Origin of the sequence: Burkholderia sp. NFPP32 (genome assembly GCF_900119325.1) — a bacterium.
Taxonomy (GTDB): Bacteria; Pseudomonadota; Gammaproteobacteria; order Burkholderiales; family Burkholderiaceae; genus Burkholderia; species Burkholderia pyrrocinia_C.
Genome location: NZ_FPJP01000005.1, coordinates 396152 through 409331 on the forward strand (window position 1 = coordinate 396152; position 13180 = coordinate 409331).

Here is a 13180-nt window from a genome sequence, read left to right on the forward strand (position 1 = left end):
CGGCCGCGGCGGCACTGCCCGCCCGGCCCGCAGCCGCCCCGCGCGATGCGGCCCACTCGCGCGGCGGCGGCCTTTCCTCCCGGCGCGCGAGTGCCGCGGCCATGACGCTTCCGACTGATTCGCTGTCGGACGGCAGCAGGCGAACGGTATAATTGCGTGTTTTGCTGCGGCGCTTCGGTGCCGTACGCACGCATTCCAACTTCCCGGCAGGACCCACCACCATGACAGCCCTCCTCATCGACGGCAACGCCCTTTCGAAGACCTTGCGCGCGCAGGCCGCCGAACGCGCCGCCGCCCTGACCGCACGCGGCCACCAGCCCGGCCTCGCGGTGATCCTCGTCGGCGAGAACCCGGCGAGCGAAGTCTATGTGCGCAACAAGATCAAGGCGTGCGAGGACAACGGTTTCTTCTCGCTGAAGGACGCGTACCCGGCAACGCTGTCGGAAGCCGACCTGCTCGCGCGCATCGACGAGCTGAACCGCGACCCGAAGATCCACGGCATCCTCGTCCAGCTGCCGCTGCCCGCGCACATCGACAGCCACAAGGTGATCGAGGCAATCGCGCCGGAGAAGGACGTCGACGGCTTTCACGTTGCGAACGCCGGCGCGCTGATGACCGGCAAGCCGCTGTTCCGCCCGTGCACGCCGTACGGCGTGATGAAGATGTTCGAGGCGCACGACATCGCGCTGCAGGGCGCGAACGCGGTCGTGATCGGCCGCTCGAACATCGTCGGCAAGCCGATGGCGATGCTGCTGCTCGAAGCCGGCGCGACCGTGACGATCTGCCACAGCAAGACGCGCGACCTCGCCGCGCACACGCGGCAGGCCGACATCGTGGTCGCCGCGGTCGGCAAGCGCAACATCCTGACGGCCGACATGGTGAAGCCCGGCGCGACGGTGATCGACGTCGGCATGAACCGCGACGACGCAGGCAAGCTGTGCGGCGACGTCGACTTCGCGGGCGTGAAGGAAGTCGCCGGCCACATCACGCCGGTGCCGGGCGGCGTCGGCCCGATGACCATTACGATGCTGTTGATCAACACGATCGAAGCCGCCGAGCGCGCTGCCGCCGCGGCCGCCTGACCCCCTGCCCGTTCAGCCGGCGCGCGGTTCCGTGCGCCGGCGTCTCGCCAGCCGCACCGCGCCGCCTGCACCACGCCGGCCGCATGTTGCCCGACGGCTTTCCGCCCCGCATCCGACCCTGCGTCAATCGCGCCGTTAGAAACTAACGATTGGAAAGCGCACGATGCGCCCCAATAATGTCGGTATCGGGCGCCATCGCGCCGTTACCCTTTTCATCCCGGTTCATCCGGCAACAGACAGGGAGTCTTATGTCCGCCAGCGCCAATACCAATCCGCTCCTCGACTTCTCCGACCTGCCCCGCTTCGGCGAAATCCGTCCGGAACACGTGACGCCCGCGCTCGATACGCTGCTCGACGCAGCCAGCCGCGCGGTCGAGGCCGCGAGCGCGCCCGCGACGCCGGCGACCTGGGCCGCCGTCGTCGAGACGGTCGAGCAGGCGACGGAGCCGCTCGGCCGCGCATGGGGCGTCGTCGGTCACCTGAACGCGGTCGCCGACACGCCCGAGCTGCGGGCCGCGTACGGCGAGAACCTGCCGCGCGTGACCGAGTTCTGGTCGAGCGTCGGCCAGAATCTCGCGCTGTACGAGAAATACAAGGCGATCGCCGCGAGTGCCGAATACGCGACGCTGTCCGCCGAGCGCAAGAAGATCCTCGACAATGCACTGCGCGATTTCCGTCTGTCGGGCGCCGAGCTGCCCGAGGACCAGAAGCCGCGCTTCGCGGAACTGCAGGAACAGCAGGCCGCGCTGTCGAAGGCGTTCTCCGACCACGTGCTCGACGCGACCAACGCGTACGCGTACTTCGCGCACGACGACGCCGAACTGGCCGGCCTGCCCGGCGACGCGATCGAGGCCGCCCGAGAAGCCGCGCAGAAGGACGGCAAGGACGGCTGGAAATTCACGCTGCACTTCCCGTCGTACTTCCCGGTGCTGCAGTACGCGGACAACCGCGCGCTGCGCGAGACGCTCTACCGCGCCTATGCGACGCGCGCGTCGGAACTCGGGCCGCAGTACGGCGGCGGCAACGCCGAATGGGACAACACGGCGATCGTCGCCGACGAGCTGAAGCTGCGCCGCGAAGAGGCGCAGATGCTCGGCTACCGTAACTTCGCCGAAGTGTCGCTCGCGCCGAAGATGGCCGAATCGCCGCAGCAGGTGATCGCATTCCTCGAGGATCTCGCGACGCGCGCGCGCCCGCACGCGGACAAGGACTGGGACGAACTGCGCGCGTTCGCCGCGAAGGAACTCGGCCTCGCCGAACTCGCGCCGTGGGACGTCGCGTACGCGGCCGAAAAGCTGCGCGAGCAGCGCTACGCGTTCTCGGAAAACGAGGTCAAGCAGTACTTCCCCGAGCCGGCCGTGCTGAAGGGCCTGTTCACTGTCACCGAGACGCTGTTCGGCGTGCGGATCAAGCCGGACGACGCGCCGGTGTGGCACAAGGACGTGCGCTTCTTCCGCGTCGAGAATCGCGACGGCTCGCTCGTCGCGCAGTTCTATCTCGACCTGTACGCGCGCGAAGGCAAGCGCGGCGGCGCATGGATGGACGACGCGCGTTCGCGTGCGAAGCGCGGCAGCACCGTGCAGACGCCGGTCGCATACCTGACCTGCAACTTCTCGGCGCCGGTCGGCGGCAAGCCCGCGTGCTTCACGCACGACGAAGTCATCACGCTGTTCCATGAGTTCGGCCACGGGCTGCATCACATGCTCACGCGCGTCGACGAGCTCGGCGTGTCGGGCATCAACGGCGTCGAATGGGATGCGGTCGAGCTGCCGTCGCAGTTCATGGAGAACTTCTGCTGGGAATGGGACGTGCTGTCGTCGATGTCGTCGCACGTCGACACGGGCGCCACGCTGCCGCGCGAACTGTTCGACAAGATGATCGCCGCGAAGAATTTCCAGAGCGGGCTCGGCACGCTGCGCCAGATCGTGTTCTCGATGTTCGACATGCTGCTGCACGTCGACTTCGACCCGGCTGGCTCGACCGGCGTGACCGCGTTCGCGCGCGAGATCAACGAGCGCTATCACGTGATCCCGCAGGCGGCGTTCTCGCGCTGGCCGAACACGTTCAGCCATATCTTCGCGGGCGGTTATGCGGCCGGCTACTACAGCTACAAGTGGGCCGAGGTGCTGTCGGCCGACGCGTACGCGGCGTTCGAGGAAGCGGCCGCCGCGAGCGGCAGCGTGCTCGACGCGGCGACCGGCACGCGCTATCGCCGCGAAATCCTCGAGGTCGGCGGCAGCCGTCCGGCGATGGATTCGTTCAAGGCGTTCCGCGGCCGCGAGCCGGAAATCGATGCGTTGCTGCGCCACAACGGGATGACCGCGCCCGCGCACTGAGCGCGCCGCGCCGCCCGGCCCTTCGGGCTGCATCGAAAGGCACCGCTTCGGCGGTGCCTTTTTTCATGGTGCGGGCGATTCGTCGTCGAACAGCGAGAACTGCCCGTGACGCTCGGCCGTATCCTCGTCGATGCGCACGCCGACGCCGAGCAGCCGCACGGCCTGCGCGCGCCGCTGCAGCCCCTTCGCGAGCAGCGTGACGGCCGTATCCGCATTCGTCGCGTCGGCCACGCACTCGACCGTCGTGCGCCGGAAATCGGCGAAGCGGATCTTCACGTACAGCTTGCGGATCGACCTCGCGGCGCCCGCGCGCGCGATTCGCGCGTCGAGCTGCACGACCAGGCGGCGGATTTCCTCCGCGCATTGCTCGAGCGTCGTCAGGTCGGTCACGTAAGTCGTCTCGACGCTGACCGATTTGCGCTCCTGGTCGGCCTGCACGGGCCGCTCGTCGATCCCGCGCGACAGTTCGTACAGCCGCCGCCCGAACGCGCCGAATTCGCGGTGCAGGTCGATCAGCGGCCAGTCGCGCAATTGCGCGCAGGTCTGGATGCCGAGCCGATCGAGCCGCGTGGCCGTCACCTTGCCGACGCCGTGCAGCTTGCGCACCGGCAGCGCCGCAACGAACGCGTCGATCTCGTGCGGCCGCACGACGAACAGGCCGTCGGGCTTGTTCCAGTCGGACGCGATCTTCGCGATGAACTTGTTCGGCGCGACGCCGGCCGACACGGTCACGCCGACAGTGTCGTGCACGCGCTGGCGGATCTCCCGCGCGATCAGCGTCGCGCTGCCCTGGCACCGCTCGGACCCGCTGACGTCGAGGTACGCCTCGTCGAGCGACAGCGGCTCGACGTCCGGCGTGTAGTCGCGATAGATCGCCATGATCTGCCGCGACGCCGCGCGGTACTTGTCCATCGCTGACGGCAGGATCAGCAGGTCCGGGCACTTGCGCATCGCCAGCGCCGACGACATCGCCGAATGCACGCCGTAGCGCCGCGCCTCGTAGTTGCAGGTCGCGATCACGCCGCGCTGGTCGGGCCGGCCGCCGACCGCGAGCGGCCGGTTGCGCAGCGACGGGTCGTCACGCATCTCGACCGACGCGTAGAAGCAGTCGCAATCGCAGTGAATGATCTTGCGCATGCGCGGCAACGCGTCGCCCGGCGGCGGTGCGTGCGGATCGGCAGGCGGAATGGTGGTCGGGTTCACGGTGCCGATACTGTACAAAAACACAGTGCCGGTTTCAACTGTCGCGTGCAACCGCGCCCGGCTGCGCCGTACCGGCCGGCTTTGCGCGGATCGTACCGGCCGTGCGCGGGGAGCGGCGCCTATACTCGTCTGCCGCGACACACGAAACGCAAAGGTGACGGATGAAGACGATCGGACTGATCGGCGGAATGAGCTGGGAATCGTCGGCCGAGTACTACCGGATGATCAATCGGCACTCGAAGGCGCTGCATGGCGGACACCACAACGCGAAGAGCGTGCTGGTGACGGTCGATTTCGCGGAGATCGAAGCGCTGCAGCGCACGCACGACTGGGCCGCGCTCGGCGAACGGATGGCCGACGCCGCGCGGCAGCTCGAAGCGGCCGGCGCCGATCTCGTCGTGCTGACGACCAATACGATGCACCGCGTGCACGACGCGATCGAAGCCGCGGTGACGCTGCCGTTCCTGCACATCGCCGATCCGACAGGCGCCGCGCTGCGCGACGCGGGCGTCGAGCGCGTCGCGCTGCTCGGCACGCGCTACACGATGGAGTTGCCGTTCTATACGGAACGGCTGCGCGGGAAGTTCGGGATGGACGTGCTCGTGCCGGACGAACGCGGGCGCGACGACGTGCACCGGATCATCTACGACGAGCTGTGTCACGGCATCATCTCGCCCGAATCGCGTGCGACGTACGTGACGCTCATCGAAGGACTGGCGAAGCGCGGTGCGCAGGCCGTGATCCTCGGCTGTACGGAAATCACGCTGCTGATCGGCGCGGGCGACTCGCCGCTGCCGGTATTCGACACGACCGCGCTGCATGCGAAGGCGGCCGTGGAGTGGGCTGCACGATAGCGACACGCAACGACGCGCGCGCGGAAAACAAAAAACCCGGCACGAGGCCGGGTTCCTGTCGACGAAGCGCGCATCGGTCACTTGCGCTGCACATCGTCTGGTGTGCTTGGTTGCGGGGGTAGGATTTGAACCTACGACCTTCGGGTTATGAGCCCGACGAGCTGCCAGACTGCTCCACCCCGCGTCAGAGAAATAAATTATAGGGTGAGGGAGTACTTACGTCAACACTTTTGTCACAATTTCTTCTCCCCTCCCCGATCCAGCGATGCGCGACACCTTCGCCGCGTCGCGCATCGCGCGCGTTCGCGCCGCGTGCTCGCGGTAAGATGGCGGCCTTCGCATTCACCCCGCAGGCCCATTCCCGTTCATGAAAATCGCCACCTGGAACGTCAACTCGCTCAACGTCCGCAAGCAGCACGTGCTCGACTGGCTCGCGCAAAGCGGCACCGACGTGCTGTGCCTGCAGGAACTGAAGCTGCCGGACGAGAAATTTCCGCGCGCCGATCTCGAAGCGATCGGCTACCGCAGCTGGTTCACGGGCCAGAGGACCTACAACGGCGTCGCGATCCTCGCGCGCGACACGCTGTCCGTCGACGAATCGGACATCGTGCGCAACATCCCCGGCTTCGACGATCCGCAGCAGCGCGTGGTCGCCGCGACGATCGACGGCGTGCGCATCGTGTCCGCCTATTTTCCGAACGGCCAAGCCCCCGACTCCGACAAGTTCGTCTACAAGATGCAGTGGCTCGACGCGCTGCACGCATGGCTGAGCACCGAACTGCAGCGCCACCCGAAGCTCGCGCTGCTCGGCGACTACAACATCGCGCCGGAAGACCGCGACGTGCACGATCCCGCGAAATGGGAAGGCCAGAACCTCGTGTCGCCGCAGGAACGCGCGCACTTCGCGAAGCTGATCGAGCTCGGCTTCGTCGATGCGTTCCGCCGCTTCGAACAGCCCGAGAAGACCTTCACGTGGTGGGACTACCGGATGATGGCGTTCCGCCGCAACGCAGGGCTGCGCATCGATCACATCCTGCTGTCGCCGGCGCTCGCCGCAACCTGCACGTCCTGCGAGGTCGACCGCACGCCGCGCACGTGGGAACAGCCGTCCGACCACACGCCCGTCGTCGCGGTCGTCGGCTGATCGCGCAGTAGCCCGCGCGCGTTCAGCGCTGCGCGGGCGCCGGCCCGAGATGGGCCCACAGGAACCCGAATTCGGCCGCGTCGGATTCGGCGCGTTCCAGATCGTCGGCGCTGCCGTGGCCGCCGTCGGTGTTCTCCCAGTACCACACCCGTTCGTGACCGAGCGCATGCATGCGCGCGGCCATCTTGCGCGCATGCGCGGGATGCACGCGATCGTCGCGCGTCGACGTCGTCAACAGCAGCGGCGGATACGCGACACCTTCGCGCACGCGGTGATACGGCGAATACGCGGCCAGCGCCGCGCCCTCGCGCGGATCGTCCGGGTCGCCGTATTCGTCGAGCCACGCGGCGCCCGCGTGCAGCTTCGGATAGCGGCGCATGTCGAGCAGAGGCACGCGGCACAGCACCGCGCCGAACAGCTCCGGCCGCTGCGCCATGCACGCGGCGACCAACAGCCCGCCGTTGCTGCCGCCCTCGATCCCGAGCTGCGCGGCGGTCGTCACGCCGGTGGCAGCCAGATCCTCGGCCACCGCGATGAAGTCGTCGAACGAACGCTGCCGGTGTTCGCGCTGCGCGTCGACGTGCCAGCGCGGCCCGAACTCGCCGCCGCCGCGGATGTGCGCGAACGCCAAAACGCCGCCGCGCTCGAGCCACCCGATGCCGAACGCATCGCTATAGCCCGGCAGGTTCGGGATCGCGAAGCCGCCATAACCCGACAGCAGGCACGGCCGCGCGACGCGCGCGGCGCCGCCGGGTGCATCGAGTGCGTCCAGCGCATCGCGCGGCCCGATCAGCGTGTACGGCACCATCGTGCCGTCGCGCGAGCGCGCGCTTGCACGACGCACGACGAGCCCGGCCGCATCGAACTGCACCGGCGGCCGGTCGAGCAGCACGCGGCGCGACGGCGCATCGGCCGCACGATCGGCAAGATCGGCCAGCCAGCATTCGGGCGGATCGAGATAGGTGTCGACGTCCACGTAGACCTCGTCGTTCAGCGTCGACTCGACGGGCTCGACGTCGATCTGCGCGTCGCCCGGCCAGTCGAACGGCCGCGCGTCCCATGTCCACGTGCCGTCGTCGGCCTGCCGCGGCTGCCACAGCATCGTGCGGTTGTGCACGTCGTCGAGCCAGCTCGCGATCAACATCGTGCGTGTGTGCGTCCACGTGCAGGCGGACGTCGACGGTTGCGGCGCGAACAGCGTCGTGAGCTCGCGCGACCCGGCCAGGAACGCCTGCTCGCGGATCGCGAGCAGCGAGCCGCCCGCATGGCGCACGCCGCCGCAATCCCAGTCGAGGCGCGGCTCCAGCACGAGCCAGCCTTCCCAGAACCCGACCTCGACATGCGTCGGCACGTCGTAGCGCGCCCACTCGCCCGCTTCCGTCAGCCGGTACGCATGCGCGTCGAAGAAATCGACGCTGCGCCATGCGACGTGACGGTTGTCGATCGGATCGAACCCCGCGCCCGCACTGATATCGTCGGGTTCGCCGCGGAATACGACGGGCGCGTCGGAAAGCGGCGTGCCGCGCACCCAGCGCCGCGCTTCATACGGATAACCGGCCGCGGTCGCATGCGCTTCGCCGCGATCCCAGCTCACGTAGACGGTATCGCGGTCGATCCAGCCGATCGTGTGATGCCCCGGCTCGTCGATCGTGAAACCGCCGTCGACGAAACGGCGCTCGACGAGATCGAATTCGCGCACGACGACCGCGTCGGCGCCGCCGGGCGACAGCGACAGCAGCGCGCGATCGCCGTCCGGATACAGGATCGCGTCCTGCTCGAACACCCACGACTCGCCCTCCTCGGCACCGAGCGCGTCGACGTCGAGCAGCGTTTCCCACGCCGGCCGGCCGGCGCGCCAGTCGTCCCAGCGCGTGCGGCGCCACAGCCCCTTCGGATGGAGATCGTCCTGCCACAGGTCGTAGGCCCAGTCGCGCCAGCGGGTCGGAATCACCGGGCGTTCGCGCGGCAGATACGCTTTCGCGAGACGCGCCGTGAGCGCGCGAAACGCGTCGTCGTCGCGCAGCGCGGCGCGCGTGCGCGCATTCTGCTCGTCGACCCACGTGCGGGCGCGCTTGCTGTCGAGCGCTTCGAGGAAACGGAACGGGTCGGCCCCGGCGGGCCAGCGGAAGGAATCGGACATTGCGGATCGGCGGATTGGGAAACTGCGTACAAACCGCGATTATGTCCGATCGCGGCATGCGCGACGCCCGCGCATGCCGCGAATCGTGCTCAGGGCTCCAGGTGCAGTTCCTGGATCTTGCGCGTGATCGTGTTGCGGCCGATGCCGAGCCGCTCCGCGGCCTCGACCTTGCGGCCGCGCGTGAAGTCGAGCGCCTCGCGGATCACGGCCGCCTCGAAGCGGCGCGCGAGCTCGTCCATCACGTCGGCCGAGTTCTCGCGCAACAGCCGCGCGACTTCGGTGCGCAGGCCATGCTCCCACACCGGATAGCCGGCCGGCGCGCCGCCGCTCGGCGCGGCCGCGACAGGCGCGGACACTACCGGCGCCGCACCGATCATCGGTTGCGCGAGCGCGGCATCGCCGCCGCTGCCGCGCGCATCCGCGCCGTCGCCCGTCGCGACGACCGGAGCACCGGCCGGCACGAGGTCGGGCGGCAGGTCCTTGATCTCGACCGTCTGCGCGGGCGCCATCACGGTGAGCCAGTTCGCGAGGTTCTCGAGCTGCCGCACGTTGCCGGGAAACGCCAGCGACGTCAGGTACACGAGCGCATCGTCGGACACGCGCTTCGGCTCGACGCCGAGATCGCGCGCGCTCTTCTGCAGGAAGTGGCGCGTGAGCAGTGCAATGTCCTCGCTGCGTTCGCGCAGCGGCGGCAGGCGCAGCCGGATCACGTTGAGCCGGTGGTAAAGATCCTCGCGGAACAGCCCCTGCCGCACGCGCGATTCGAGATTCTGGTGCGTCGCGGCGATCACGCGCACGTTCGCGCGCAGCGGGTTGTGCCCGCCGACCCGATAGAACTGCCCGTCCGACAGCACGCGCAGCAGGCGCGTCTGCAGGTCGAACGGCATGTCGCCGATTTCGTCGAGGAACAGCGTGCCGTTCTCGGCCTGCTCGAAGCGGCCCTGCCGCGTCGTCTGCGCGCCGGTGAACGCGCCGCGCTCATGGCCGAACAGTTCGGATTCGAGCAGGTCCTTCGGAATCGCCGCGGTGTTCAGCGCGATGAACGGCCCGTTCGCGCGCGGGCTGTGACGGTGCAGCGCACGCGCGACGAGCTCCTTGCCGGTGCCCGACTCGCCGGTGATCAGCACGGTCGCGGCCGAATGCGACAGGCGGCCGATCGCGCGGAACATGTCCTGCATCGCGGGCGCCTGGCCGAGCATCTCGGGCGCCTCGGCGACGCGCTCGTCCTGCGGCGCGCCGCCGCGCAGGCTTTCCTCGACCGCGCGGCGAATCAACTCGACCGCCTTGTCGACGTCGAACGGCTTCGCGAGATATTCGAACGCGCCGCCCTGGAACGCCGCGACGGCACTGTCGAGATCGGAGAACGCCGTCATGATGATGACGGGCAGGCCCGGCAGCCGCTCGTGCATCGCCTGCAGCAGCTCGAGGCCCGAGCCGCCCGGCATCCGGATGTCGGACACGAGCACTTGCGGCGTCTCGTGGTCGAGCGCGGCCAGCGCGTCGCGCACGTTCGCGAAGCTCTTCGTCGCGAAGCTGTCCCGGGCGAGTGCCTTTTCAAGCACCCAGCGGATAGATTGGTCGTCGTCTACTATCCAGATCGGCTTCATAGGTCGGTCAGGTATGGGTGAATCCGGTGAATCGTGCTGTCGCCGCTCAATGGTCGAGCGGCAGCAGAATCTGAAATTCGGTACGTCCGGGCCGGCTCTCGACCTCGATCATCCCGTCGTGCTGCTGCACGAACGTCTGCGCGAGCGTGAGGCCGAGGCCGCTGCCGTCGTCGCGCCCGGACACGAGCGGGTAGAAGATCCGGTCGCGGATCTCTTCCGGAATGCCGGGCCCGTTGTCGATCACGTGCAAGTCCAGTGCCAGCTTGTACAGGCGCTTGGCGATCGTGATCTTGCGCGCGATGCGGGTGCGCAGCTCGATCTTCGCGTCGCCCTGCGCGATCCGTTCGCGCAGCGCCTGCGCGGCGTTGCGCACGATGTTGAGCAGCGCCTGGATCAGTTGCTCCTTGTCGCCGCGCAGATCCGGCACGCTCACGTCGTAGTCGCGCTCGATCGTGAGCCCGCGCGGGAATTCCGCGAGCATCACCGCGCGCACGCGTTCGCACACTTCATGAATGTTCACGTCGCCGACGATGTGCGGATGCCGGTGCGGCTCCAGCAACCGGTCGACGAGCGTCTGCAGGCGGTCGGACTCCTTGATGATCACCTGCGTGTATTCGCGCAGCTCGCCGCGCTCGCGCTCGCCGAGCTCGAACTCGAGCAGCTGGGCTGCGCCGCGAATTCCGCCGAGCGGGTTCTTGATCTCGTGCGCGAGGTTGCGGATCAACTGCTTGTTGACCGCGGTCAGGTCGTGAATGCGCTCCTCGCGATCGGTGCGCGACTGCCGCTCGTTCTCGAACAGCTCGACGAGCACGAAATCGGGCGCGGTCTCGAGGAAGCCGACGATCGCGTGCACGTGCAGCGGTTCGCGGCCGGGCCGGTCGAGCACAGTGTCGAGGTGCGTCGCGTGAAAGCGCTCCTCGCCGATCGCGGTGATCGTCGACGCGAGCTCGTTCGCGTTCGGAAAAATCTCGCCCCACGGCCGCTGCGCGAGCTGCCTGCGCGAGATGTCGAGCATCGCCTCCGCCGACGGGTTCGCGAACGCAATCCGCAGCGTCTTGCGGTCGAGCACGATCACGACCGTCGGCAGCGCTTCCAGCCCCGCAAGCAGGCCCGAACGCGCAAGCCGCTCGTCGTCCGTCAGCCGCTCGGGCTGCCCCGTCTTCGCCTTGATCAGATTCTTCAGAACCATCTGCGTGCTTGTCGCGCCTCAACGGGCCAGAAAATGAAAGTCGTCGGAACAAAAAAGGGACGGCTGGACGCCGCCCCTTTCAGACTCCGCCGTTCCCGCCGCAGGCTGCGCGACGGGAACGAACCGGCAAAACGGCGCCGAATCGAAGCGCCATCGCCGATTACAGCGAGTAGTACATCTCGAACTCGATCGGGTGCGTCGTCATGCGGAACTTCGCCAGCTCCTGCTCCTTCAGCGCGAGGTACGCATCGATCATGCCGTCCGTGAACACGCCGCCGCGCGTCAGGAACTCGCGGTCCTTGTCGAGCGCTTCGAGTGCCTGGTCGAGGCCCGCGCAGACGGTCGGGATCTTTGCATCCTCTTCCGGCGGCAGGTCGTACAGGTTCTTGTCCGCTGCTTCGCCCGGATGGATCTTGTTCTGGATCCCGTCGAGGCCGGCCATCATCAGCGCCGTGAAGCACAGGTACGGGTTCGCCATCGGATCCGGGAAGCGCGTTTCGATGCGGCGGCCCTTCGGGTTCGACACGTGCGGAATGCGGATCGATGCCGAACGGTTGCGTGCCGAGTAGGCCAGCTTGACCGGTGCCTCGAAGTGCGGGACCAGACGCTTGTACGAGTTCGTCGTCGGGTTCGTGATCGCGTTCAGCGCACGGGCGTGCTTGATGATGCCGCCGATGTAGAACAGCGCCAGTTCCGACAGGCCGGCGTAGCCGTTGCCCGCGAACAGGTTCTGGCCGTCCTTCCAGATCGACTGGTGAACGTGCATGCCCGAACCGTTGTCGCCGACGACCGGCTTCGGCATGAACGTCGCCGTCTTGCCGTACGAGTGCGCGACGTTATGGATGATGTACTTCGACCATTGCGTCCAGTCAGCACGCTGCACGAGCGTCGAGAACTTCGTGCCGATTTCGTTCTGGCCCTGGCCCGCCACTTCGTGGTGGTGCACTTCGACCGGGATGCCGAGCTGTTCGAGCAGCAGGCACATTTCCGAACGCATGTCCTGGAACGTGTCGACCGGGGCGACCGGGAAGTAGCCGCCCTTCGTGCCCGGACGGTGGCCCGTGTTGCCGCCTTCGAATTCCTTGCCCGACGACCACGGCGCTTCTTCCGAGTTGATCTTCACGAAGCAGCCCGACATGTCCGTGTTCCACTGGACCGAGTCGAAAATGAAGAATTCCGGTTCCGGACCGAAGTAGGCCGTGTCGCCGATGCCCGTGCTCTTCAGGTACGCTTCGCCGCGCTTCGCGAGCGAACGCGGATCGCGCTCGTAGCCCTTGCCGTCGGCCGGCTCGACCACGTCGCAGGTCAGCACGAGGGTCGACTCTTCATAGAACGGGTCGACGAATGCGGCGCTCGGGTCCGGCATGAGCAGCATGTCCGACGCCTCGATGCCCTTCCAGCCCGCGATCGACGAACCGTCGAATGCATGACCGCTTTCGAACTTGTCTTCGTCAAACGCCGAAACCGGCACCGACACGTGCTGTTCCTTGCCGCGCGTATCCGTGAAGCGGAAATCGACAAACTTGACGTCCTCGTCCTTCACGAGCTGCATGACGTCGGCGACGGTTTTACTCATAACCTCTTCTCCTGATTGAACAATTCCGGCGGACTGGGAACCGCCTCGT

9 protein-coding genes and 1 tRNA gene are annotated in these 13180 nt (G+C 67.7%); 4 read left to right on the forward strand and 6 right to left on the reverse strand.

Annotated elements, in window-relative coordinates; genetic code table 11:
* Positions 1 to 221: 221 nt before the first annotated feature.
* Together folD and BT264_RS13555 are read left to right on the forward strand one after the other, a co-directional pair.
* Positions 222 to 1082: a bifunctional methylenetetrahydrofolate dehydrogenase/methenyltetrahydrofolate cyclohydrolase FolD gene (folD, locus tag BT264_RS13550; protein ID WP_072436990.1), complete on the forward strand. Its 861-nt coding sequence runs from the start codon at positions 222 to 224 to the stop codon at positions 1080 to 1082.
* A gap of 248 nt (positions 1083 to 1330) precedes the next feature.
* Positions 1331 to 3418, forward strand: a complete 2088-nt coding sequence (locus tag BT264_RS13555; RefSeq protein ID WP_072436989.1) for a M3 family metallopeptidase — start codon at positions 1331 to 1333, stop codon at positions 3416 to 3418.
* A 63-nt stretch (positions 3419 to 3481) separates the two neighbouring features.
* Here BT264_RS13555 and dinB read toward each other — a convergent pair whose 3' ends face one another.
* Positions 3482 to 4645: a DNA polymerase IV gene (dinB, locus tag BT264_RS13560; protein WP_072436988.1), complete on the reverse strand. Its 1164-nt coding sequence runs from the start codon at positions 4643 to 4645 to the stop codon at positions 3482 to 3484.
* A 137-nt stretch (positions 4646 to 4782) separates the two neighbouring features.
* On the opposite strand from dinB, the gene BT264_RS13565 reads away from it, so the two are divergent.
* Positions 4783 to 5475, forward strand: a complete 693-nt coding sequence (locus tag BT264_RS13565) for an aspartate/glutamate racemase family protein (RefSeq protein ID WP_072436987.1) — start codon at positions 4783 to 4785, stop codon at positions 5473 to 5475.
* A 107-nt stretch (positions 5476 to 5582) separates the two neighbouring features.
* Here the strand turns inward: BT264_RS13565 and BT264_RS13570 are convergent.
* Positions 5583 to 5659 (reverse strand) — tRNA-Met (locus BT264_RS13570).
* 183 nt (positions 5660 to 5842) lie between these two features.
* On the opposite strand from BT264_RS13570, the gene xth reads away from it, so the two are divergent.
* Positions 5843 to 6619, forward strand: coding sequence for an exodeoxyribonuclease III (gene xth / locus BT264_RS13575; RefSeq protein WP_072436986.1), 777 nt, complete (start codon positions 5843 to 5845; stop codon positions 6617 to 6619).
* 22 nt (positions 6620 to 6641) lie between these two features.
* On the opposite strand, the gene BT264_RS13580 is transcribed toward xth, so the two are convergent.
* The 4 genes from BT264_RS13580 to glnA form a co-directional block, all read right to left on the reverse strand.
* A complete protein-coding gene (locus BT264_RS13580; protein ID WP_072436985.1) occupies positions 6642 to 8759 on the reverse strand; it encodes a prolyl oligopeptidase family serine peptidase in 2118 nt (705 codons plus the stop codon).
* Positions 8760 to 8848: 89 nt separating this feature from the next.
* Entirely contained in the window at positions 8849 to 10366 is a 1518-nt protein-coding gene (gene ntrC / locus BT264_RS13585) for a nitrogen regulation protein NR(I) (RefSeq protein WP_072436984.1), read from the reverse strand.
* Between the two features lie 46 nt (positions 10367 to 10412).
* Positions 10413 to 11555 (reverse strand): nitrogen regulation protein NR(II), encoded by a 1143-nt coding sequence (glnL, locus tag BT264_RS13590; protein ID WP_034183539.1) that lies wholly within the window; start codon positions 11553 to 11555, stop codon positions 10413 to 10415.
* A gap of 160 nt (positions 11556 to 11715) precedes the next feature.
* Entirely contained in the window at positions 11716 to 13131 is a 1416-nt protein-coding gene (glnA, locus tag BT264_RS13595) for a type I glutamate--ammonia ligase (RefSeq protein WP_034183538.1), read from the reverse strand.
* Positions 13132 to 13180: the final 49 nt, after the last annotated feature.